This window comes from Dinoroseobacter sp. S76 (assembly GCF_049801095.1).
Taxonomy (GTDB): domain Bacteria; phylum Pseudomonadota; class Alphaproteobacteria; order Rhodobacterales; family Rhodobacteraceae; genus Dinoroseobacter.
Window position 1 is genome coordinate 138,651 of sequence record NZ_JBNAGH010000003.1, and the last position, 21,544, is coordinate 160,194.

21 protein-coding genes are annotated in these 21,544 nt (G+C 64.0%); 17 read left to right on the top strand and 4 right to left on the bottom strand.

All coding sequences use genetic code 11. The annotated features are described in order from the left end of the window. Position 1: 1 nt before the first annotated feature. Positions 2 to 874 carry a MurR/RpiR family transcriptional regulator gene (locus ACP153_RS10310; protein ID WP_424970905.1) on the bottom strand — a complete coding sequence of 291 codons (873 nt, stop codon included), beginning with the start codon at positions 872 to 874 and terminating at the stop codon, positions 2 to 4. A gap of 112 nt (positions 875 to 986) precedes the next feature. Between ACP153_RS10310 and ACP153_RS10315 the strand changes: the two genes are divergently transcribed. The 15 genes from ACP153_RS10315 to ACP153_RS10385 all read left to right on the top strand — a co-directional run bounded on the left by ACP153_RS10315 (position 987) and on the right by ACP153_RS10385 (position 16,664). Continuing rightward, positions 987 to 1,757 (top strand): N-formylglutamate amidohydrolase, encoded by a 771-nt coding sequence (locus tag ACP153_RS10315; protein ID WP_424970906.1) that lies wholly within the window; start codon positions 987 to 989, stop codon positions 1,755 to 1,757. After that, complete coding sequence (locus ACP153_RS10320) at positions 1,745 to 2,314, top strand: TRAP transporter small permease subunit (RefSeq protein WP_424970907.1); 570 nt, start codon at positions 1,745 to 1,747, stop codon at positions 2,312 to 2,314. The genes ACP153_RS10315 and ACP153_RS10320 overlap by 13 nt, the downstream gene beginning before the upstream one ends. Next, positions 2,314 to 3,639, top strand: coding sequence for a TRAP transporter large permease (locus ACP153_RS10325; protein WP_424970908.1), 1,326 nt, complete (start codon positions 2,314 to 2,316; stop codon positions 3,637 to 3,639). Before ACP153_RS10320 ends, ACP153_RS10325 begins: the two co-directional genes overlap by 1 nt. A 53-nt stretch (positions 3,640 to 3,692) precedes the next feature. Beyond that, on the top strand, positions 3,693 to 4,721 hold the full coding sequence (locus ACP153_RS10330) for a TRAP transporter substrate-binding protein (protein WP_424970909.1): 1,029 nt from the start codon (positions 3,693 to 3,695) through the stop codon (positions 4,719 to 4,721). A 57-nt stretch (positions 4,722 to 4,778) separates the two neighbouring features. Continuing rightward, complete coding sequence (locus ACP153_RS10335; RefSeq protein WP_424970910.1) at positions 4,779 to 6,278, top strand: phage tail sheath family protein; 1,500 nt, start codon at positions 4,779 to 4,781, stop codon at positions 6,276 to 6,278. Position 6,279: 1 nt separating this feature from the next. Continuing rightward, positions 6,280 to 6,732, top strand: a complete 453-nt coding sequence (locus ACP153_RS10340) for a phage tail protein (protein WP_424970911.1) — start codon at positions 6,280 to 6,282, stop codon at positions 6,730 to 6,732. A gap of 9 nt (positions 6,733 to 6,741) precedes the next feature. Further along, positions 6,742 to 8,094, top strand: a complete 1,353-nt coding sequence (locus ACP153_RS10345; protein WP_424970912.1) for a glutamine synthetase family protein — start codon at positions 6,742 to 6,744, stop codon at positions 8,092 to 8,094. After that, a complete protein-coding gene (locus ACP153_RS10350; RefSeq protein WP_424970913.1) occupies positions 8,094 to 9,464 on the top strand; it encodes an aldehyde dehydrogenase family protein in 1,371 nt (456 codons plus the stop codon). Before ACP153_RS10345 ends, ACP153_RS10350 begins: the two co-directional genes overlap by 1 nt. A gap of 5 nt (positions 9,465 to 9,469) precedes the next feature. Next, entirely contained in the window at positions 9,470 to 10,615 is a 1,146-nt protein-coding gene (locus tag ACP153_RS10355; RefSeq protein ID WP_424970914.1) for an iron-containing alcohol dehydrogenase, read from the top strand. A gap of 318 nt (positions 10,616 to 10,933) precedes the next feature. Further along, positions 10,934 to 11,077: a hypothetical protein gene (locus ACP153_RS10360; RefSeq protein ID WP_424970915.1), complete on the top strand. Its 144-nt coding sequence runs from the start codon at positions 10,934 to 10,936 to the stop codon at positions 11,075 to 11,077. 49 nt (positions 11,078 to 11,126) lie between these two features. Then, a complete protein-coding gene (locus tag ACP153_RS10365; RefSeq protein WP_424970916.1) occupies positions 11,127 to 11,609 on the top strand; it encodes a hypothetical protein in 483 nt (160 codons plus the stop codon). 19 nt (positions 11,610 to 11,628) lie between these two features. Then, positions 11,629 to 12,891: an imelysin family protein gene (locus ACP153_RS10370; RefSeq protein WP_424970917.1), complete on the top strand. Its 1,263-nt coding sequence runs from the start codon at positions 11,629 to 11,631 to the stop codon at positions 12,889 to 12,891. A gap of 118 nt (positions 12,892 to 13,009) precedes the next feature. Continuing rightward, positions 13,010 to 14,545: a di-heme oxidoredictase family protein gene (locus tag ACP153_RS10375; protein WP_424970918.1), complete on the top strand. Its 1,536-nt coding sequence runs from the start codon at positions 13,010 to 13,012 to the stop codon at positions 14,543 to 14,545. Next, positions 14,542 to 15,579 carry an imelysin family protein gene (locus tag ACP153_RS10380; protein WP_424970919.1) on the top strand — a complete coding sequence of 346 codons (1,038 nt, stop codon included), beginning with the start codon at positions 14,542 to 14,544 and terminating at the stop codon, positions 15,577 to 15,579. The genes ACP153_RS10375 and ACP153_RS10380 overlap by 4 nt, the downstream gene beginning before the upstream one ends. Further along, complete coding sequence (locus tag ACP153_RS10385) at positions 15,579 to 16,664, top strand: DUF1513 domain-containing protein (protein ID WP_424970920.1); 1,086 nt, start codon at positions 15,579 to 15,581, stop codon at positions 16,662 to 16,664. The genes ACP153_RS10380 and ACP153_RS10385 overlap by 1 nt, the downstream gene beginning before the upstream one ends. A gap of 17 nt (positions 16,665 to 16,681) precedes the next feature. On the opposite strand, the gene ACP153_RS10390 is transcribed toward ACP153_RS10385, so the two are convergent. Next, positions 16,682 to 16,993, bottom strand: coding sequence for an ETC complex I subunit (locus ACP153_RS10390; RefSeq protein WP_424970921.1), 312 nt, complete (start codon positions 16,991 to 16,993; stop codon positions 16,682 to 16,684). A 523-nt stretch (positions 16,994 to 17,516) separates the two neighbouring features. Between ACP153_RS10390 and uvrB the strand changes: the two genes are divergently transcribed. Both uvrB and ACP153_RS10400 read left to right on the top strand, forming a co-directional pair. After that, positions 17,517 to 19,694, top strand: a complete 2,178-nt coding sequence (gene uvrB, locus ACP153_RS10395; RefSeq protein ID WP_424970922.1) for an excinuclease ABC subunit UvrB — start codon at positions 17,517 to 17,519, stop codon at positions 19,692 to 19,694. 8 nt (positions 19,695 to 19,702) lie between these two features. Next, complete coding sequence (locus ACP153_RS10400; protein ID WP_424970923.1) at positions 19,703 to 20,281, top strand: hypothetical protein; 579 nt, start codon at positions 19,703 to 19,705, stop codon at positions 20,279 to 20,281. A 217-nt stretch (positions 20,282 to 20,498) separates the two neighbouring features. On the opposite strand, the gene ACP153_RS10405 is transcribed toward ACP153_RS10400, so the two are convergent. Next, on the bottom strand, positions 20,499 to 20,741 hold the full coding sequence (locus tag ACP153_RS10405) for a zf-TFIIB domain-containing protein (protein ID WP_424965960.1): 243 nt from the start codon (positions 20,739 to 20,741) through the stop codon (positions 20,499 to 20,501). Positions 20,742 to 20,798: 57 nt separating this feature from the next. Then, the gene (parA, locus tag ACP153_RS10410; RefSeq protein ID WP_424970924.1) at positions 20,799 to 21,434 is read right to left on the bottom strand and encodes a ParA family partition ATPase; all 636 of its coding nucleotides are present in this window, start codon (positions 21,432 to 21,434) and stop codon (positions 20,799 to 20,801) included. Between the last annotated feature and the right edge of the window lie 110 nt (positions 21,435 to 21,544).

A 21,544-nucleotide genomic window follows, 5' to 3' on the forward strand; every position in this document is an offset into this window, starting at 1 on the left:
CTCAGGTGAATTTGCGAAAGAGCTTGGTCTGATCGAAAATCTCTTCGAGGGCCTGCATCCGATCCTTCGTCGTCTCCCAATTCAGGGTCTGGACGGCGGCAATCATGCTCTCGACCAAGAGCATGCAGGTGGCCAGGGAATCCCAGGCCGAGGGCACGATGATCCGGCTCGACAGACAGATATCCGAGAGCCGATGGACCGGCGAGCGCCACTGATCCGTGAAAAGGATGATCTGCGCCCCGCGATCCCGCGCAATCTCGGCCAGCTTCAGCGTGTTGTTCTCGTAGCGCCGCACGTCGAAGATCACGAAGACATCCCCCTCCCCCGCATTCAAGAGGTCATGGGGCCATGTGTTCGAGGTCGATTGCACATGGATCACATCAGGCCGGATCACCTGCATATGCAGAAAGAGATACTCCGCCAGGGTATGGGTAATGCGCCCGCCAACGATATAGAGCGACCGGTTCGGATCCGCGACGAGGGCGCAGGCGCGGTCGAACTCTTCGGGGTCGATATGGGCGAGCGAGTTGCGGATATTGTCGATCACCGCATCCGTGAACCGGTTCAGGATATGCCCCGACGGCGCGGCCCCGGCCCAGGTCTCATGCTTGGCGATCGGGCCCTTGCCGATGGCGCCCAGCTCCTCGCGCAGCTCGGCCTGAAACTCCGCATAGCCCTTGTAGCCGAGCTTCTGGACCATACGCGCAACCGTCGGCACCGAGACCCCGGCCCCCTTGGCCAAAGCTGCAAGCGGGCCGAGCCCCGAGGCCGGGTAATTCTCAAGCACCGAGAGCGCGAGCTGCCGCTCGGCCCGTGTCAGCGTGTCGAGCTGGGCCTGGATACGGTCCGCGATGGTCTGGGGCGGAGGGGTCATGCTGCCTCTTTCTTGTACAGAAATATCAGAGCGCGTCATCAGGTGATAATTATTTCACAATTTTGTTGACAGAACGCGGCGCTGGCAAGAGCTTTGTGCCACAGGAGCGCAAATGAATCATCTCGACCCCACCAAGCCCGATCATCCGATCGCCGTGCGCAATGCACAGGCGGACGGATCTGTGGTGGTGGTTTGCGAACATGCGAGCGCCCATATCCCCGCCGAGTTTGCCGATCTCGGCCTCGCGCCCGAGGCGCGCCAGAGCCATGCGGTCTGGGACCCGGGCGCGCTGGCCGTGGCCGAGGAGCTGGCGGACCGGCTGGGCGCGACGCTGGTCGCGGCGACCGTGTCGCGGCTGATCTATGACTGCAACCGTCCGCCAGAGGCGCCTGACGCCATGCCCGCCCAAAGCGAAGTGGTCCGCGTTCCCGGCAATGAGGATCTGAGCGAGACGGAGCGCGCGGACCGCGCCCGCCGCTTCTATACGCCGTTCCGCGAGACGCTGCGGGATGTGCTGACGGCCAAATCCAACCCGATCCTTGTGACCATCCACAGCTTCACGCCGATCTATCACGGCAAGATGCGAGACGTAGAGATCGGGATCCTCCATGATGCGGATCGCCGGGTGGCGGATGCGCTGCTCGAGGCCGCCGGGGGGACCACAGCTTTCAAGGTTGCGCGAAACGAACCCTATGGGCCCGAGGATGGCGTGACCCACACGCTCCGCGATCAGGCCCTGCCCCATGGCCATGCCAATGTGATGATCGAGATCCGCAACGACCTGCTGACGACACCGGAGGCCCAGTCCGATATGGCCGCCCTGCTCGCCGGGTGGCTCACCACGGCCTGCGCCGAGATCGGAGGCCGCTCATGCACGGCGTGATGCGCGGCTATATCCGCGGCGTCGATGCCGTGAATTACCGGCTCGGACGGGTGGTGATGTACGGGATCTTTGTGCTGATGGGGATCCTGCTCTGGTCCTCGGTGTCGAAGACGTTTTTCCTGCCCTCGCTCTGGACCCTGGAAATGGCCCAGTTCGTGATGGTGGGCTATTACATCCTAGGCGGGCCTTACTCCCTGCAGCTCGGCTCGAATGTGCGGATGGATCTGCTCTATGGTGGCTGGTCCGTGCGGCGCAAGGCCTGGTTCGACGCGATCACGGTGCTGTTCCTGATTTTCTATCTCTGCGTGATGATCTATGGGGCGGTGGGCTCGACGGCCTATTCTCTGGGCTATTGGAAGACCGAGCCGTTTTCCTACTTCATCGGCCTCGCCACGGGCACCGAAGAGGTCGGGCGGCTCGAACGCTCCTCCTCCGCGTGGCGGCCCTATATGTGGCCGGTCAAAGCGGTGATGATCCTCGGCTTCACGCTCATGCTGCTGCAATGCGTCTCCGAGCTCTGCAAGGATATCCTGCGGATCCGGGGTGAGGAGATCTGATGCCCTATGAGCTGATCGCCACGCTGATGTTCTCGACCATGATGCTGATGCTGCTCACGGGTCAGAGGGTGTTTGGCGCCATCGGGTTTGTCGCGGTGATCGCCGCGCTTCTCCTCTGGGGGGATCGGGGCGGCTATGACCTGGGCTTCGCGGCGGCGATGAAGCTGATGAAATGGTATCCGCTGCTGACCCTGCCGATGTTCATTTTCATGGGCTACGTGCTGAGCGAGAGCAAGATTGCCGACGACCTTTACCGGATGTTCCATGTCTGGATGGGAGGGCTGCGGGGCGGGCTGGCGATCGGGACAATCGGGCTGATGGTGCTGATTTCGGCCATGAACGGGCTGTCAGTGGCGGGCATGGCCATCGGGGCCACTATTGCCCTGCCGGAGCTTCTCAAGCGCGGCTATGACAAGCGTATGGTGACGGGGGTGATCCAGGCCGGATCCTCCCTTGGCATCCTCGTGCCGCCCTCGGTGGTGCTGGTCCTCTATGCGATGATCGCGCGGCAACCCGTGGGGCAGCTCTGGCTCGCGGGGGTGGTGCCCGGGCTGATGATGGCGGCGATGTTCATCGCCTATATCGCGATCCGCTGCCGCATGAACCCGAGCCTGGGCCCGGTGCTCGACGATGCGGACCGCGACATGCCCCGGGCCGAGAAGTTGCGCCTCCTGCGTGCGGGACTGCTGCCGCTGGTGATCTTCGCGGTGATGATGGTGCCCTTCGTCAATGGCTGGACCTCGCTGGTCGAAAGCTCCGCCATCGGCGCGCTCGCGGCCTTCGCGGCGGCGGTGCTCAAGGGGCGCATGACCAAGGAGGTTTTCGAGAACTCCGTGCGCAACACCCTCGGGATCACCTGCATGTTCATGTGGATCATCCTCGCCGCGCTGGCCTTTGGCGCGGTCTTCGATGGGCTGGGTGCGGTGAAGGCGATTGAGAGCCTGTTCACCGAGAAACTGGCCCTGAACCCCTGGATGATCCTGATCCTGATGCAGCTGAGCTTCATCCTGATGGGGACCTTTCTCGACGACACGGCGATGCTGGTGATCGTCGCCCCGCTCTATGTGCCGCTGGTCGGCGCGCTCGGGTTCGATCTGATCTGGTACGGGATCCTCTACACGATCACCACGCAGATCGCCTATATGACGCCGCCCTTCGGCTATAACCTCTTCCTGATGCGCGCCATGGCCCCGAAAGAGATCAGCCTGCGCGACATCTACAGCTCGATCACCCCCTTCGTTCTGGTGATGATCTTTGCCCTGGCGCTGGTCATGGCCTTCCCGGGTCTGGCGACCTGGCTGCCCGATTATGTCTACGGAAAATGAATTCACGAAACCGGACCAACCGGTTCACCGCTTTGAAAACAAGGAGAAATGGGATGACCACAAGACGTAAGTTTATCGCCGGGGCCGCAACCGCGCCTGCGGCTCTCGCTGCCCCCGCGCTCGCCCAGAGCACGATCAAGTGGCGGATGCAGACCTATGCGGGCGCCGCTTTGGCCGCCGAGGTGGTGGATCCGGCCATCGCCATGTTCAACAAGATCGCCGGTGACCGGATGCAGATCGAGCTCTTCTATGCCGATCAGCTGGTGCCCACGGGCGAGCTCTTTCAGGCGATGCAGCGCGGCACGATCGACGCGGTGCAGTCGGATGACGATTCCATGGCCTCGCCCACCGAAGTGACGGTCTTCGGCGGCTATTTTCCCTTCGGCTCGCGCTATTCGCTGGATGTGCCGGTGCTCTTCAACCGTTACGGGCTGAACGAGATCTGGGACGCGGAATACAGCGCCGTGGGCGTCAAGCACGTCTCCGCCGGTGCTTGGGATCCGTGCCATTTCGCAACCAAGGATCCGATCCGTTCGCTGGAGGATCTCAAGGGCAAGCGCGTCTTCACCTTCCCCACCGCCGGGCGCTTCCTCAGCCAGTTCGGCGTGGTGCCGGTGAACCTGCCCTGGGAGGACATCGAGGTCGCGGTCCAGACCGGCGAGCTCGACGGGATCGCCTGGTCCGGCATCACCGAGGATTACACCGTCGGCTGGGCGGATGTGACCAACTACTTCCTGACCAACAACATCTCCGGCGCCTGGATCGGCCATTTCTTCGCCAATATGGACCGCTGGAACGAGCTGCCCGAGGATCTGCAGACCCTCTTCCAGGTCTGCTGTGAGCAGTCGCATTACTACCGCCAGCACTGGTATTGGGGCGGTGAGGCCGACCTGCGCGTCAACGGCACCAAGATGCAGCTGACCTCCATCCCCGATGAAGAATGGGCTACGGTCGAAGCCGCAGGCCGCGAATTCTGGGAAGAGATCGCCGCCGAGAGCGAGACCAAGCGCAAGGTGGTCGAGATCTTCAAGAAGTATAACGCGGATATGGAAAAGGCCGGACGGCCCTACCGGTACACCTGATCCAACCGGAGCGGGGCGCAGTCACGCGCCCCGTCCACATTTTGAGCGGGGACCGACATGGCGCAGTACAAAACACCAGGCGTCTATATCAAGGAAAACAACTCTTTCCCAAGCTCCGTGGTCGAAGTGCCCACGGCGGTCCCTGCGTTTCTCGGTTACACGGCCCGGGCCCAGCGCGGGTCCGAGGATGTCACCGGTGTTCCGGTCCGCATTTCAAACCATGCCGAGTATCTCGCGGTCTTTGGCGAGGCCCCGGCGCGACGTTTCGCGATGTCCCGAACAGGGACCGGGGACGTGTTTTTCACACCCGTCGGGCAGCGCTTCTATCTCGATCTGGCCATGCGGATGTTCTTCGACAACGGCGGTAACGCCTGCTGGATCGTCTCTCTGGGTGAGTTCGAGGCCGAGAGCTATGGCGCGGCGGACGCAAGCGACGCGATCTGGGAGGCACTGGCGAAAGAGACCGAGCCCACCGCCTATGTCATGCCCGATGCTGTTGCCCTGACCCGCGAGGATCATCGCAAGATCACCGAACGGATGATGCAGGAATGCCAGAAACTGCAAGACCGCATGGCGATCATTGACGTGTATGATGGACGTCTGCCCGCGGGCGGTTCCACCGAAGAATTCGACTGGCCAGCCAAGGCGATCAATGGCGAGAGCGGGTTCCGCGCGATCGATTTGGGCGACAACCCGAGCTATGGCACGGCTTACTTTCCATGGCTGGCAACCAACCTCTCCAGTTCGTCGGATGTCAGCTTTGTGATGCTGGACGCTGCCAGCCGCGAAACGCTCTCGGGGCTGATCAAGGCCGAGTTCACGCCCGAAGGGGGCAGCCTTGAGGCCGAGATCGCGACGTATTTGGCAGAGTTGACCCGAGCCGATCTGACCGAGGCTGAAACCACACGCGTTCACCGAGGCTTCTTGTCCATATCCCCGACCTACAAAACTGCGATCGAGGCATTGACGGATGAGATCAACATCGTGCCGCCGAGCGGCGCGATGGCCGGTGTCTGGAGCCGGACCGATGCGAACATTGGCGTTTGGAAAGCTCCGGCCAATACCGGGATCGTCGGTGCGATGGCCCCCGCGATCACGATCAGCGACAACGAACAGGAAAACTTGAACATCCCACTGGACGGCAAGGCCATCAACGCGATCCGCAGCTTTCTCGGTCGCGGGATCCTGGTCTGGGGCGCGCGCACCCTCAACGGCAATTCGCAGGACTGGCGCTACGTGAATGTGCGCCGCACGATGATCATGCTGGAGCAATCCATCGAGAACGCCGCCGCAGCCTATGTGTTCGAACCCAACGAGGCGGGCACATGGCTCGCCGTGAAGACGATGATCGAGAACTTCCTGACCAACCAATGGAAGGCCGGTGCGCTGGCCGGGACCACTGCGGAGGAAGCCTATCAGGTCAGCGTCGGTCTGGGATCGACCATGACAGGGAACGATATCCTCGATGGCTATATGCGGATCACGGTCAGGGTCGCGGTCACGCGCCCTGCCGAGTTCATCGAGATCACCTTCCAACAGAAAATGCAGACCTCCTGATATGTCCGGTGAAACCCAAGACACCAATTGGCCCCTGCCGAAATTCTACTTCTCGGTGAAAATCGGCGCGCGCGATGCGATCGCGTTCCAGGAGGTCTCGGGCCTCGACACCGAGACCCAGATCATCGAGTACCGCGCGGGCGGCTCCAAGGTGTTTTCCACCATCAAAATGCCGGGCCTGATCAAAACGCGCAACGTCACGCTCAAGAAGGGCGTCTGTGTGAAGGACAACCGGTTCTGGGACTGGTTCCATCAGATCAAGATGAACACGATCAAGCGCGAGGCCGTCGTGATCTCACTGTTGGACGAAGAGGGGAAGCCCACGATGGTCTGGAAACTGATCAATGCCTTTCCTACGAAAATCACCGGCACAGACCTGAAATCCGACGGCAATGAAGTGGCCATCGAGACACTGGAAATCGCCCATGAGGGCCTGACGATAGAGAATGGATAAGGGACACCGATGACCTTTGAAGAGCTGAAAGAGGCCGTCGCCGCGGGCGAGATCGACACCGTTCTGACCTGCTTTCCCGACATGCAGGGCCGGCTGATGGGCAAGCGGTTCCACGCGGTGAATTTCGTGGAGACGTCGTTCAAGGAAACCCATTGCTGCAACTACCTGCTGGCCACGGATCTGGAAATGGCGACGCCCGATGGTTATGCCTCCAGCAGCTGGTCCCAGGGCTATGGCGATTACATCATGGCCCCGGATCTCGGAACGATCCGCGTGCTCCCCTGGCTTGAGGGGACGGCGATGGTACTCTGCGATATCCTCGACCACCACACCCATGCGCCCGTGCCCCACGCCCCGCGGCAGGTCCTGAAGGCGCAGATCGCCCGGCTGGAGGCCATGGGCCTGACGGCGATGATGGCGACCGAGCTGGAGTTCTTCCTCTTCGAGAAATCCTTTGACGAGATCCGCAAGGGCGGCTTTCGCGATCTGACCCCGATCTCGGGGTATAACGAGGATTACCATATCCTCCAGACCACAAAGGAAGAGGGCGTGATGCGCCCGATCCGCAACCAGCTCTACGGGGCGGGCCTGCCGATCGAGAACTCCAAGGGGGAGGCCGAGACCGGGCAGGAAGAGCTGAACATTCGTTACGCGGAGGCGCTGGCCTGCGCCGATCACCACACCATCGCCAAGAATGGCATCAAGGAGATCGCCTGGCAGCATGGTGTGGCGGCGAGCTTCCTGCCGAAATGGCACCACACGAAGGTGGGCTCGTCCTCCCATGTGCACCAGTCGCTCTGGCGCGATGGGGAGCCTGCGTTTTACGACGCGGACCGGCCCCTGGGCATGTCCGAGCTGATGGAACATTACATGGCCGGCGTGATCGCCTATGCGCCAGATTACACGGCCTTCCTCGCGCCCTACATCAACAGCTATAAACGGTTCGCCAAGGGGACGTTTGCCCCCACCAAGACCGTCTGGTCCGTGGACAACCGCACGGCGGGCTTCCGGCTCTGCGGCGACGGGACAAAGGGCGTGCGGGTCGAGTGCCGGATCGGCGGCTCGGATCTGAACCCCTATCTCGCCCAGGCCGCCATGCTCGCCGCCGGGATCAAGGGGATCGAAGACAAGATGCCCCTCGCCCCGGCCACCACCGGCGATGTCTATGACGCCGCCGACGCGCAAGACATCCCCCAGACCCTGCGCGCCGCGACCGAGACCCTGCGCGGCTCGGCCATGCTCCGCGCGGCCATGGGGGATGATGTGATCGACCACTACACCCGCGCCTGCGAATGGGAGCAGGAAGAGTTTGACCGCGTGGTCACCGACTGGGAAATCGCCCGCGGCTTTGAAAGGGCCTGATGATGATCCGCTGTATCTCTCCGATTGATGGTTCGGTCTATGCCGAGCGCGAGACCGTGAGCGCCGAGGCCGCCCGCGACGTCGTCTCTCGGGCGCGCGCCGCGCAGGCCGACTGGGCCGCCCGCCCCATGGCCGAGCGGATCGCGCTGGTACGTCAGGGCGTGGCCAATGTGGGCGCGATGAATGACGAGATCGTGCCGGAGCTTGCCCATCAGATGGGCCGCCCCATCCGCTATGGTGGCGAGTTCGGCGGGTTTGACGAGCGCGCGAGCTACATGGCCGAGATCGCCGAAGAGGCGCTGGCCGATATCGTTGTCGAGGACAGCGATGCCTTTCGTCGGGTGATCAAGCGCGTGCCGCACGGCGTCGTGCTGGTCGTGGCGCCGTGGAACTACCCCTATATGACCGCGATCAACACGGTGGCGCCTGCGCTTATCGCCGGGAATGCGGTGGTGTTGAAACATGCGAGCCAGACCCCGCTTGTGGGTGAGCGCATGGCGCAGGCCTTCCACGCGGCGGGCGTGCCGGAGGCGGTGTTCCAGAACGTATTTCTCGACCATCAAACCACCTCGGATCTGATCGCGGCGCGCAGCTTTGGCTTTGTGAACTTCACCGGCTCCGTCCCCGGCGGACAGGCGATGGAGCGCGCGGCGGCAGGGACATTTACCGGCGTCGGGCTGGAGCTCGGCGGCAAGGATCCGGGCTATGTCTGCGACGATGCGGATCTGGATGCCGCCGCCGAGACCCTGATCGACGGGGCGATGTTCAACTCGGGCCAGTGCTGCTGCGGGATCGAGCGGATCTATGTGGCCGAGGCCCTGTTTGACGCCTTTGTCGAGAAGGCCGTGGCGATTGTCTCGGGCTATAAGCTGGGCAATCCGCTGGACCCGGAGACGACGCTGGGCCCCATGGCCCATGCCCGCTTTGCCGAGACCGTGCGCGGTCAGGTGGTCGAGGCGGTGGCGGCCGGGGCCACGGCCCATATTCCGACCTTTGCCGAGGATGATGGCGGCGCCTATCTGACCCCGCAGATCCTGACCAATGTCACCCATGAGATGCGCGTGATGCGCGAGGAAAGCTTCGGCCCCGTGGTCGGGATCATGCCCGTCAAGGACGACGCCGAGGCGATTGCCATGATGAATGACAGCGATTTCGGCCTGACCGCCTCGGTCTGGACCAAGGATGCCGCCCGCGCCGAGGCCATCGCCGATCAGATCGAGACCGGGACCGTCTTCATGAACCGCGCCGATTATCTGGACCCGGGCCTGTGCTGGACCGGCTGCAAGGATACCGGGCGCGGCGGCGGCCTGTCGCTCATCGGTTACCACAACCTCACCCGACCGAAATCCTACCACTTGAAGAAGGCCTGACGCCCATGTCGCTCACTGCCAACTGGTCCTACCCCACCGCTGTCCGGTTCGGGGCGGGCCGTATTTCAGAGATTGCCGAGGCCTGCGCGGCGGCTGGCATCACCAAGCCGCTCCTGATCACCGATCGTGGCCTCGCGGAGATGGAGATCACCACCCGCACCCTCGACCTTTTGGAGGAAGCGGGGCTCGGGCGCGCGCTCTTTGCAGATGTGGATCCGAACCCCAACGAGAAGAACGCCGAGGCAGGTGTGCGCGCCTTCAAGGAGGGCGGCCATGACGGGGTCGTGGCCTTTGGCGGCGGATCCGGGCTCGATCTGGGCAAGCTCGTGGCGTTCTATGCAGGCCAGACCCGGCCCCTTTGGGATTTCGAGGATATCGGCGATTGGTGGACCCGCGCGGATCCCGACGCCATCGCGCCCATCGTGGCCGTGCCGACCACCGCTGGGACGGGCTCAGAGGTGGGGCGCGCCTCTGTCATCACCAATTCCGAAACCGAAGAGAAGAAGATCATCTTCCACCCGAAGTTCCTGCCTGCGCAGGTGATCTGCGATCCGGAGCTGACGGTCGGCATGCCGAAGATGATCACGGCGGGCACCGGGCTTGATGCCTTCGCCCATTGTGTCGAGGCCTATAGCTCGCCCCATTACCACCCCATGTCCCAGGGCATGGCGCTGGAGGGGATGCGGCTTGTGAAGGACTACCTGCCCCGCGCCTATGCGGATGGCACGGATCTCGAGGCGCGCGCCCATATGATGTCCGCGGCGGCCATGGGGGCGACGGCGTTTCAGAAAGGGCTGGGCGCGATCCACGCGCTGTCCCATCCCATCGGCGCGATCTACCACACCCATCACGGTACGACGAATGCGGTCTGCATGCCCGCGGTACTGCAGTTCAACCGCCCCGCGATTGAGGCGCGCTTCGACAGCGCGGCGGGCTATCTCGGCATCGCGGGCGGGTTTGAGGGGTTCTGCGCCTATGTGGATGAGCTCAATGCCAGTCTCGGCATTCCGACCCGCCTGAGCGGGCTTGGGGTGACCGATCTCGACATGGACCGGGTGGTAGCGGGCGCGCTGGCGGATCCAAGCACGGGTGGCAACCCGATCGAGATGACGGCGGAGAACACGCGCGCGCTGCTGACTCAGATCCTCTAGGGCATTTTGGGCGGAGGTTCGGTGGCGCGGCCTCTGGCCGCGCGCGACCCGCGCTGCCCCTCCCGTTCTTTGAAGATGAAGACCGCGCGCCCACATCCCTGCGGGCCGTGGCGGGCCAGGTCTGGCCCGCCTCTCCACCTGCGCGGAAGCATGCGGATGCGACAGAATATCTAATTCCGACAAAACTTGTCGGATTGACATTCCCTATCGTTTCACTCAAGTTTATTCTCAGTCAAGCCACCCGGGTCCAACAGGCCAGGGAAGCCCGACACAGATCGTTATGTGAGGACTTCCCAGATGTTTGCCGCCCCGAGACCCGTGCCGCCCCCAGACCCCGACGAATGCCCGGCCTTTGATCGCGCGGAAGCGTTCGATCTGATCGAAGGCATTGCCACGACCGAGGGCCTCCCCATGGAGTGGATGCTGGCCTATCGCCAAGCGCAACCGGAGCGGGACGAATGAGCGCCCAGGCCTCCCCAGGGCGCGCCGCGCAAACCGGTGGGGGCCCGCGATGAGCCGTCCCCAGCTACATATTCGCGGCGGCGCCCCGATCGGGCTGGTGGCCGATCTCGACCGCCCAGCGGCCACGGCCGTTTGCTATCTGCGGCTCTGGCGGGACGGTCCGGAGGCCCGTGCCCGGATCTGGAACGCGCTGGCCAGCGCGCTCGGCCAGGAAGACGGGCGCCAGGTTCTGTCGGCCTTCGAGGATCTCGTCACCCTGTGTGCGCGCCATGGGCGCCGCCCCCTGGCGTGCCATTCCGTGAATTGCCGCTGCCTTGGCGCCGATGAGGCCTGTTTCGCCCAGTTCATCACCACCGCCACCGAGGGCGACCGCGAGGATGCGATGCTGATCGCGATCCTCTTGGTGCGCCCCGATGTGGCCCCGCTCATCGCCGCGCTTGCGGCCGATTTCGGCCATGCGCTCAAGCGGATGCATCTCTGCGAGACGCCGGCCGACCCACGACGCCCCGCCGTCTCTCCGACACTTCACTAATCCAAAGGACACCAGACCAGTGAAACGCCAGGCCCTTCTTTCCACCACCCTCCTTCTCGGGCTTTCCGCCCCGGCCCTCGCCGTCGAAAAGGGAGATGTGGTCGCCCACTACGCCGATATCGCCGCCGCCAAATACGAAGACAGCCTCACCACGGCCCAGCGCCTGCTGGATGCGGTGAATACGCTGGTCGAGGCGCCCTCGGCCGAGGCGCTCGAAGACGCCAAAGCCGCCTGGATCGCCGCCCGCGTGCCCTATCAGCAGACCGAGGTCTACCGCTTCGGCAACGCGATCGTCGATGATTGGGAGGGCAAGGTGAATGCCTGGCCGCTCGATGAAGGTCTGATCGACTATGTGGATGCGGGCTATGGCGGCCCGACCGACGAGAACGAGCTCGCGGTGCTCAACGTGGTGGCGACCCCGATCTTCTCGGTCGCGGGCAGCGATGTGGATGCCACCGAGATCACGCCTGCCCTTCTGTCGGACACGCTCCACGAGGCGGACGGGGTCGAGGCCAATGTGGCCACCGGCTATCACGCCATCGAATTTCTTCTTTGGGGTCAGGACCTGAACGGTCACGGCCCCGGTGCAGGTGACCGTCCTTGGACGGATTACGCGGGGGGTGACACCTGCACAGGCGGGAACTGCGCCCGTCGCGCGGCCTATCTCCAAGCAGCAACGGCGTTGCTTGTCTCCGATCTCGAGTGGATGGCCGCGCAATGGCAGGAAGGCGGAGCAGCCCGCAACCAACTGATCGCAGACGAAACCGCCGCACTCTCGGCCATGCTGACCGGGATGGGCTCGCTCTCCTATGGGGAACAGGCGGGGGAGCGGATGCGCCTCGGGCTGATGCTGAACGACCCCGAGGAAGAGCATGACTGCTTCTCCGACAACACCCATAACAGCCACTATTATGACGGGCTGGGCGTGCAGAATGTCTATCTCGGCGCGTATGTGCGCGTGGATGGCTCTCTGGTGGATGGCCCGTCCCTGCAGGACCTGGTGGCCGTGGCGGATCCCGCGCTCGACGCGGAGATGAGCCAGAAGCTCTCGACCACGATGATGGCGCTGGCGCGGATCAAGACCGCCGCCGAAGCCGGGTTCAGCTATGACATGATGCTGGAGCAGGGCAATGCCGCGGGCGAAGCGCTTGTCATGGGCGGGGTGAACGGGCTGGTGGACCAGACCCGCTCCATCGAACGGGTGGTCGCAGCCCTCGGTGTCAGCTCGATCGCGTTCGAAGGCTCCGACAGCCTCGACAACCCCACCGCCGTCTTCGAGTAAGGCCGCCCGGGGCTTTCGCCCCGCAGCCCAATACGATCCGGGCCGCCCCGACAGGGGCGGTCTTTCCCACATCCGACCGCCCCATGCGCGTCCTCTTTGTCGATCCGGAGCCTATCTGATGCCACGTTTCGCACTGATCGCGACCGCGCTGCTCGGCTTGCCGTGCAGCGCCACCGGTCTCGAAACCGCCCCGATGCCAGCCCTTGCGGACCTGCATCTGACCCCCGCGCCCCGCAGCGCGGCGGAGACCGCGAGGATCGACGCCGTGCTCGCCCCACCAAGCCAGTTCGACACGCCGCACCGGTTCGAAGCCCTGCCCGGCGGCGCGGCGACCGTGCCGCACACGGATGGCGAGACCGCCTTCTCCCGGCCTTCGGCGAACATTGCCCATGAGGACCGGATGACCTTCCATCTGGGCGACGCGATGTTCGCCAAGCTCTGGGTCTCCTCCCCCTCTTCGACGCTCGCCTCGGATGGGCTTGGCCCGCTCTTTAATGCGCGCTCCTGCCAGCGCTGCCATGTGAATGACGGGCGCGGACATGCGCCGGATGGCCCGGAGGATGCGGCGACCTCCATGCTGCTGCGGCTCTCGATCCCGGCCAGCCCGAGCCCCCTGCCCCATGCCATCCCGGGCTTTCACGCGACCCTCCCCGATCCGAGCTATGGCGGTCAGCTTCAGGATCTCGGCACGGCGGGTCAGCCCGGGGAGTACCGTCTCGAGGTCACCTATACCGAGCACAACGTGACCCTGCCCGATGGGGAGATCGTGGAGCTGCGCCGCCCGAGCTACGCCCTCGCGGACCTGCGCTATGGCTCCCTGCACCCGGAGGCCATGGTCAGCCCGCGCGTGGCCCCGCAAATGATCGGGCTCGGCCTGCTTGAGGCGATCCCCGCCGCAGATATCCTCGCCGGAGCGGATCCGGAGGATGCGGATGGGGATGGCATTTCCGGCCGTCCCAACATCGTCTGGTCCAGCGAGTTCGACCAACCCATGCTGGGCCGCTTCGGCCTGAAGGCGGGCATGCCCACACTGCGGGAGCAAGTGGCCGACGCATTTTCCGGCGATATCGGCCTGTCCTCCCCGCTGCGCCCGGCGGCCTGGGGCGACTGCACCGAGGCGCAAACCGCCTGTCGCACCGCGCCCCATGGGGATCAGGATATCCGCGGCTTCGAGGTCGCAGAAGACGCTCTGGAGCTTGTGGTGTTCTACAGCCGCAATCTGGGCGTGCCCGCCCGCCCCCACGCAGGCGATGCTCAGGTCCTGCGCGGCAAGGCCGTGTTTCACGAGATCGGCTGCGCCAGTTGCCACCGCCCGAGCTTTGTCACCCATCGCCTGCCCAATCAGCCCGAACAGAGCTTTCAGCTGATCTGGCCCTATACGGACCTCCTCCTCCATGACATGGGGCCCGGGCTTGCCGACAACCGCCCCGAGGCCCGTGCGACAGGACGCGAATGGCGCACGCCACCGCTTTGGGGTATCGGTCTGACCCAGCAGGTCAGTGGGCACACCCAGTTCCTCCATGACGGGCGGGCGCGCAGCTTGCTGGAGGCGATCCTGTGGCATGGCGGCGAAGCGCAAGCCGCGCGCGATGCCGCCGCGTCCCTGCCCACCGAAGACCGCCACGCGCTCATCGCGTTTCTGGAGAGTTTATGACACAGCCCCTGTTTCTCGCCGCCCTGCTAGGAGCCAGTCTCGCCCTGACCGCACCTTCCGCGCTTTGGGCTCAAGCCACGCCAGCGGAGAAGATCGAGGATGTGTTGAGCGGGCATATCCTTCCGCGGGTGGAGGCGTTGGCCAATGCCGGTACGGCATTGGCGCAGACCGCCGAGGCACATTGCGCCCCCGAGGATCCGGCCCTGCGCCGCGCCTATGGCACGGCTTTTGATGCCTGGATCGCTGTCAGCCACTTGCGGTTTGGACCGTCCGAGACCGATCAGCGCGCCTTTGCGCTCGCGTTCTGGCCCGATCCACGGGGCACCGGGCCGCGTACGCTCGCGGGGCTTCTCGCGGAGGCTGACCCGATCCTCCAGAGCGCGGAGGATTACGCTCAGGTTTCCATCGCCGCGCGGGGGTTCTACGCCCTTGAGCTGCTGCTCTATGATCCCGCACTGATGACCGCAGGGACGCCCGAGGTCCATTGCCAACTCGTCCAGACGATCAGTGCCGATATCGCGCAGAACACGGGCGCCATGGCCGAGGACTGGCGCGGGCCCTATGCCGCGGCCTTCTCGGAGCCCAGCGCCGAGGGGATCTATCGCTCCGAGACCGAGATCCTGCAGGAAGGGTTCAAGGCGCTCTCCACCGGCCTCCAGTTCACGTCCGAGACGCGGCTTGGGCGGCCTCTGGGCACGTTCGAGCGCCCGCGCCCGACCCGGGCCGAAGCGCGCCGCTCCGGCCGGTCCGCGCAGCATGTGGCGCTGAGCCTGCAGGCGCTCGCGGATCTGGCCGATCGGTTGTCGCGCAGTGACCCGGCGCTCAACGCCGATCTCGCCGCCCATTTCGAGCGTAGCCTCGCGCGCCTCGCGGCACTGGAGGATCCCGTCTTTGCTGGCGTTGCGGACCCGTCCGGTCGCTTCCGGGTCGAGGCTCTGCAATACAGCATCGAGGAAATCCGCGCCCTTGTGAGCGGATCCCTCGGCCCGACACTGGGCGTCGCGGCGGGGTTCAACGCGCTGGATGGCGATTGATGACCCGGGCGGTTCCGGACCGGCGCGCCTTTCTCGGCGGACTTCTGGCGGCGGGTGCGATGCCCATGCCGAGCTGGGCGGATGCGGGCGCTCCGGCTTATCTGAGCGCGGCGGGTCGGCCCGATGGTCGGGCCGTGCTCTGCGGGCTGAGCGCCGAGCTCGAGATCCTCTTCGAGCTCCCCCTGCCCGCACGCGGCCATGCGGCGGCGGCACATCCCTCGCGGCCCGAGGCCGTGGCCTTTGCCCGGCGCCCCGGCACCTTCGCCATCGTCCTCGATTGCCGAACCGGCGCGGCTGCCGCCCGGTTGGAGGCGCCCGCGGGGCGGCATTTCTACGGGCATGGGGTGTTCTCTCGCTCGGGCGATTGGCTCTTCACAACAGAGAATGACTACGAGACCGGCACCGGCGCGGTCGGGGTCTGGGACGTGCAGGCGGGCTATCGCCGCGCGGGCAGCTTTGCCAGTGGCGGGGTCGGTCCCCATGACATCCGGCGCCTTCCGACAACGGAGACGCTGGTCGTGGCCAATGGCGGCATTGAGACCCATCCGGAGACCGGACGCACCAAGCTGAACCTACCCACTATGGCGCCGAACCTGGCCTATCTCCGCGACGGGGCGGTGATCGACACAGCGCGCCTGCCCCAGGACCTGCATATGAACTCGATCCGTCATCTGGCCGTGGCCGAGACCGGCACCGTCGCCTTTGGGATGCAGTGGCAAGGCGATGGCCTCAGCCCGGCGCTGGTCGGGCTTCACCGGGTGGGGCAGAAGATACGGCTCTGCGCGGCGCCACCGGACGCGCTGCGCGCGCTTCGGGGCTATATTGGCAGTGTCGCGGTGAGCCGGGCGGGCACGACGATCGCAGCCACATCCCCGCGCGGTGGGGTCATCCACCTCTATGACGCTGGCCAAGGCAGTCTGACCCGGGCGATCCCGCTGGAGGATGTCAGTGGCGTAGATCTGCACCGCGATGGCTTTGCGGTGACGGCAGGCACCGGTGCTCTGCGCAGCCTGTCGGCGGGTGCGAGCGGGTACGCCCGCTCAGTCCAGGGCCTCGCCTGGGACAATCATCTCGTAAGGGTGTGAGGGGGTCGGCGCGCGGCTTAGTGCGTCCAGACCGTGCGCCGGTTGGTGGCGAAGTTGTCGCCATAGCCGCCGGGCCGGATATTTGCCTTGCGCTTCTTGGGCTCGGTCACGGTGACCTCGATCCCCTTGTCCCGGGCGTAGTCCAGCGCGGCTTCCTTGGTGTCAAAGCGCAGCTTCACCTGGCTCTGCGTATCGTCGGAGCTTGTCCAGCCCATGAGGGGGTCGATCTCGCGCGCGCTGTCCGGCGCATGCTCCAGAACCCATCCCTTGGTCTTCGCCTGCCCCGAGGACATGGCGGTTTTGGCTGGCTGATAGATGCGCGCGCGCATGGGCGACCCTTTCCTTGCTTGGCCGCACTATTGCCAGAGGCCCGGGCCAATGCAAGCCAAACACCATGCGACGCACGGCCGCTCTGGCGCGTTGCGCGCTTCGTCAAACCGCTTTGGAGGGGGGATACAAGCGACTGCCGATCGACCTCGAGGGAGCGAGGGGTGGGGTGGGTGGTGCGAGACCGACCGACAGCCATTTGCTGCTTGCAGTAGAAAGGTAGGCGCTCCGTACACTCAATACAATTGAATTTTCGCCCCCGGGTTGAGGTGCGCGGTAAACCCTCGCGCAAGACTCACCTTCAATTGACTGATTTTTAAACAAAATTACCGAATTGCGGCATTATGGCCCAAGACCTTGGTCTTAGACGATTTTTTAGGGTGCAGGCCGCGCTGGGGCGATATTATTGACCGCAATCAAGAACTCAACCCTCAATCTTCGCATCCTGCAAAGATTTCTGACGCCCCTCCCCCTTGCAAGAGAACAAAAACAGATCACCTTAGGGGTCCAGAAAGGAATCGACCCATGGACCAGCCTGTTCTGAATGCCATCGCCGAAGACGTGCGCAGCCGCCCCAAACTGGAGGGCGGGCAGACCTTTCGCATGGAGACGAGCTTTGCGCCCGCAGGCGACCAGCCGACCGCGATTGTCGAGCTGAGCCAGGGCGTGCGCGACGGCGAGCGGGATCAGGTGCTGCTCGGGGCCACGGGCACGGGCAAGACCTTCACCATGGCCAAGGTGATCGAAGAGACCCAGCGCCCGGCGATCATCCTTGCCCCCAACAAGACACTGGCCGCGCAGCTCTATGGTGAGTTCAAGGGGTTCTTTCCGGACAATGCGGTCGAGTACTTCGTCAGTTACTACGACTATTACCAGCCCGAGGCCTATGTGGCGCGGTCGGACACCTATATCGAGAAGGAATCCCAGATCAACGAGCAGATCGACCGCATGCGCCACTCGGCGACGCGGGCGCTTCTGGAGCGGGATGACGTGATCATCGTGGCCTCGGTCTCCTGCATTTACGGTATCGGTTCCGTGGAGACCTATGGCGCGATGACCCAGGACCTGATCGCCGGGAACGAATACGACCAGCGCCAGATCATGGCGGACCTCGTGGCCCAGCAATACCGCCGCAACGATGCCGCCTTCCAGCGGGGGTCCTTCCGGGTACGGGGCGACAGTCTCGAGGTCTGGCCCGCGCACCTTGAGGACAGGGCGCTGAAGTTTTCCTTCTTCGGGGAGGAGCTCGAAAGCATCACCGAGTTCGACCCGCTCACGGGGGAGAAGGCCGATACGGTGGACCGGATCCGGATCTACGCGAACTCCCACTACGTCACGCCCCGCCCGACCATGCAGCAGGCGATTGTCTCGATCAAAAAGGAGCTGCGAATCCGGCTCGACCAGCTCGTCGCGGAGGGCAAACTGCTGGAGGCGCAACGGCTGGAGCAGCGCACGAATTTCGACATCGAGATGCTGGAGGCCACGGGCGTCTGCAACGGGATCGAGAACTACTCGCGCTACCTCACGGGTCGCGCCCCGGGCGAGCCGCCCCCCACCCTCTTCGAATACATCCCCGACAACGCCATCGTCTTCGCCGATGAGAGCCATGTCTCGGTCCCGCAGATCGGCGGCATGTATAAGGGCGACTATCGACGCAAATTCACCCTCGCCGAGCACGGATTCCGCCTGCCTTCCTGCATGGACAACCGCCCGCTCAAGTTTGAGGAATGGGACGCCATGCGCCCGCAATCGGTCTTCGTCTCAGCCACCCCTGCCGCGTGGGAGCTGGAACAGACCGGCGGCATCTTCACCGAACAGGTGATCCGCCCCACGGGCCTGCTCGACCCGCAGGTCGAAATCCGCCCGGTCGAGATGCAGGTGGACGACCTGCTGGACGAGGTGCGCCGGGTCACGGCGGACGGGTTCCGGACGCTGGTCACCACCCTGACCAAACGCATGGCCGAGGACCTGACGGAGTACATGCACGAACAGGGGATCAAGGTCCGCTACATGCATTCCGACATCGACACGCTGGAGCGGATCGAGATCCTGCGCGACTTGCGGCTCGGGGCCTTCGACGTGCTGATCGGGATCAACCTCTTGCGCGAGGGGCTCGATATCCCGGAATGCGGGCTTGTCGCGATCCTCGATGCGGATAAGGAGGGCTTCCTGCGCTCTGAAACCTCGCTGGTGCAGACCATCGGCCGCGCTGCGCGGAATGCCGATGGCCGCGTGATCATGTATGCGGACCGGATCACCGGCTCCATGGAGCGGGCGCTGGCCGAGACCAACCGACGTCGCGCCAAGCAGATCGCCTATAACGAGGAACATGGCATCACCCCAGAGACGGTGAAGAAGAACGTCGAGGACGTGCTGGCCGGGCTCTACGAGGGCGACGTGGACATGAACCGCGTGACCGCGAAGATCGACAAACCGCTCCACGGCGGCAATCTCGAGGCGGTGCTGGACGGGCTGCGCACGGATATGCGCAAGGCCGCCGAGAACTTGGAGTTCGAAGAAGCCGCCCGCCTGCGGGATGAGATCAAACGGCTGGAGGCGGTCGATCTGGCCATCGCCGACGACCCGCTGGCGCGCCAGTCAGCCGTTGAGGCCGCCGTTGAAGAAAGCGCCAAAGCCTCGGGCCGGAGTACAGCCGGAAGGCCGGGGCAACGGGGTGGGAATGTGAAGCGGCGGAGGAAATAGGAGAACCAATGATAGTTGAGTTCACCGCGAAACACTGCCTCGAGGCGATAGCGAAGCCCCAAGTCGAAGCGTTCTCTAAGGAACCAGACAATGTAACCTTTTTCTTCGGCTCATTCCTGTGTCTAGACGCGTTTTTTGGCGTGCATTGGGCGGAATCCGGACGGAACGTCGAGAGCGACTATAGTACCGACTTGGCATACAGAGAGAGCTTTGCAGAAAAGCATCCAATTTTTCGCATTTTCAGAGATACAGCTACCTCAATGAAACACGGAAAACTAGTTAGGCCAAGTCGCAAGCAGCGAGTAGTGACAAGCGTGGAAAGCCTTTCGACAGCTACAAACATCTTGAGCGCAAACGGCGTTCTAGGCGCTGAAAGCGTTATAGCTGATCGCGAGATTTACATCTACTATGATCACAACGCGTTAACGAGTTTTGGTAGTCTGGTGGATAGTTGCGATTGGGTTTCGGCTTCTTTCTGCGCCAGAAAAGTTCTTTCAATTGCACAAAGCGCGTTGACGGGAGGCAATATTGCCCCTGCCCCGCTAAACACATGTCGAGGCTTATTTGGGCCTCAAGTCAAAACATGACACAGCGATCGAGCTATCCATAGACGGCTTTTCTAACGAAATGCGACAACAACGCTCGCACTCGTCCTTATGAGAAACGAGATTCTCACACTCTTTCTTCATTAGTCAAAGTCGATACCGCCTCACCTCTTAAGTCTCCAAATATCCCGGGGAGAGCGCGAGAGGGGCTGGCCCCTCTCGCCGGGGCGACGGGCGTAGCCCGGCGCAAAACCACCTCTCAGAAATCAAACAGCTCCATCAGGAAGCTCTCTTTCTTCTTCCGCCGGGGCGCGCGGCCTCCCGGGTAATCGTCGTCGAAATCCCGCGTCGGTTTCGGGGCGGAGGCGGGAACCGAGCGCTCGATGATCTTGTCCAGCTCGCCGCGATCCAGCCAGACGCCGCGGCAGCTCGGGCAGTAGTCGATCTCGACCCCGCTGCGGTCGGTCATCACAAGCTCGGTTCCGTCGATCGGGCATTTCATGGGCGTCTCTCCGTGTTGCTCCCCTTTCAGATGGGGATCAAACGGCAGGTCGCAAGTTCAGGTGAACATCCCCATGATCTCGGCGTAGAGCGCATCGACCTCCGCCACCGCCGCCCCCTTGCGCGCGGCCTCGGGCGCGCCGAGGCCCTGACCCAAGGTCTCGGCATAGACGATCCGGTTGGCGAGCTGCGCATCGGCGAGATCCGCGCTGGTCTCAGCCGCAGCCTCCGCCACCTCGGCCCCGAGCCGCGTCCCCGCCCGCGTCCGGTTCAGCACCAGAAGCGTCGGCTTGCCCACCCGGTCCGCCAGATCCAGCACGCCCTCGGTCGCCCAGAGATCCACATGGGAGGTCGCCACGGGCACCACCACCAGATCCGCCGCCCGGAGCGCCGGTTTCAGGTCGCTATCCACCTTGGGCGGCGTGTCGATGATCACCAGATCGCAGCTCTTGGCGAGCTTGCCGACCTCATACCCGACGCCCCAGGCGGAGGCGGTGGAGAACTCCATGTCGGGCTCCCCGTCCAGAAGCTCGAGCCGGGTCATGAACCAGCGCCCGAGCGAGCCCTGCGGATCGGTATCGATCACCGCCACGCTTTGCCCCGCGCGCAGACCGGCCACCGCCAGGTTGACCGCCAGCGTGGTCTTACCCGATCCCCCCTTTTGTTGAGCAATCGTTAAGATTTTACCGGTCATTCTGCCCCCCATGCGCTCTTGCGGTCACAACTTGCAGTGATTCTGGAGGGGCTGCACGCGAAATATGGGGGTGGGCTGGACAGATACCTCCAATTGTCGGGATTTTAGGC

Coding starts and splice junctions, on each gene's coding strand:
- ACP153_RS10335 (WP_424970910.1), top strand. CDS start 4,779: ATGGCGCAGTACAAAACACCAGGCGTCTATATCAAGGAAAACAACTCT.
- ACP153_RS10390 (WP_424970921.1), bottom strand. CDS start 16,993: ATGCGCGCGCGCATCTATCAGCCAGCCAAAACCGCCATGTCCTCGGGG.
- ACP153_RS10405 (WP_424965960.1), bottom strand. CDS start 20,741: ATGAAATGCCCGATCGACGGAACCGAGCTTGTGATGACCGACCGCAGC.
- parA (WP_424970924.1), bottom strand. CDS start 21,434: ATGACCGGTAAAATCTTAACGATTGCTCAACAAAAGGGGGGATCGGGT.
- ACP153_RS10375 (WP_424970918.1), top strand. CDS start 13,010: ATGCCACGTTTCGCACTGATCGCGACCGCGCTGCTCGGCTTGCCGTGC.
- ACP153_RS10365 (WP_424970916.1), top strand. CDS start 11,127: ATGAGCCGTCCCCAGCTACATATTCGCGGCGGCGCCCCGATCGGGCTG.
- ACP153_RS10350 (WP_424970913.1), top strand. CDS start 8,094: ATGATGATCCGCTGTATCTCTCCGATTGATGGTTCGGTCTATGCCGAG.
- ACP153_RS10385 (WP_424970920.1), top strand. CDS start 15,579: ATGACCCGGGCGGTTCCGGACCGGCGCGCCTTTCTCGGCGGACTTCTG.
- ACP153_RS10400 (WP_424970923.1), top strand. CDS start 19,703: ATGATAGTTGAGTTCACCGCGAAACACTGCCTCGAGGCGATAGCGAAG.
- ACP153_RS10315 (WP_424970906.1), top strand. CDS start 987: ATGAATCATCTCGACCCCACCAAGCCCGATCATCCGATCGCCGTGCGC.
- ACP153_RS10340 (WP_424970911.1), top strand. CDS start 6,280: ATGTCCGGTGAAACCCAAGACACCAATTGGCCCCTGCCGAAATTCTAC.
- ACP153_RS10325 (WP_424970908.1), top strand. CDS start 2,314: ATGCCCTATGAGCTGATCGCCACGCTGATGTTCTCGACCATGATGCTG.
- ACP153_RS10320 (WP_424970907.1), top strand. CDS start 1,745: ATGCACGGCGTGATGCGCGGCTATATCCGCGGCGTCGATGCCGTGAAT.
- ACP153_RS10380 (WP_424970919.1), top strand. CDS start 14,542: ATGACACAGCCCCTGTTTCTCGCCGCCCTGCTAGGAGCCAGTCTCGCC.
- ACP153_RS10310 (WP_424970905.1), bottom strand. CDS start 874: ATGACCCCTCCGCCCCAGACCATCGCGGACCGTATCCAGGCCCAGCTC.
- ACP153_RS10355 (WP_424970914.1), top strand. CDS start 9,470: ATGTCGCTCACTGCCAACTGGTCCTACCCCACCGCTGTCCGGTTCGGG.
- ACP153_RS10345 (WP_424970912.1), top strand. CDS start 6,742: ATGACCTTTGAAGAGCTGAAAGAGGCCGTCGCCGCGGGCGAGATCGAC.
- ACP153_RS10330 (WP_424970909.1), top strand. CDS start 3,693: ATGACCACAAGACGTAAGTTTATCGCCGGGGCCGCAACCGCGCCTGCG.
- uvrB (WP_424970922.1), top strand. CDS start 17,517: ATGGACCAGCCTGTTCTGAATGCCATCGCCGAAGACGTGCGCAGCCGC.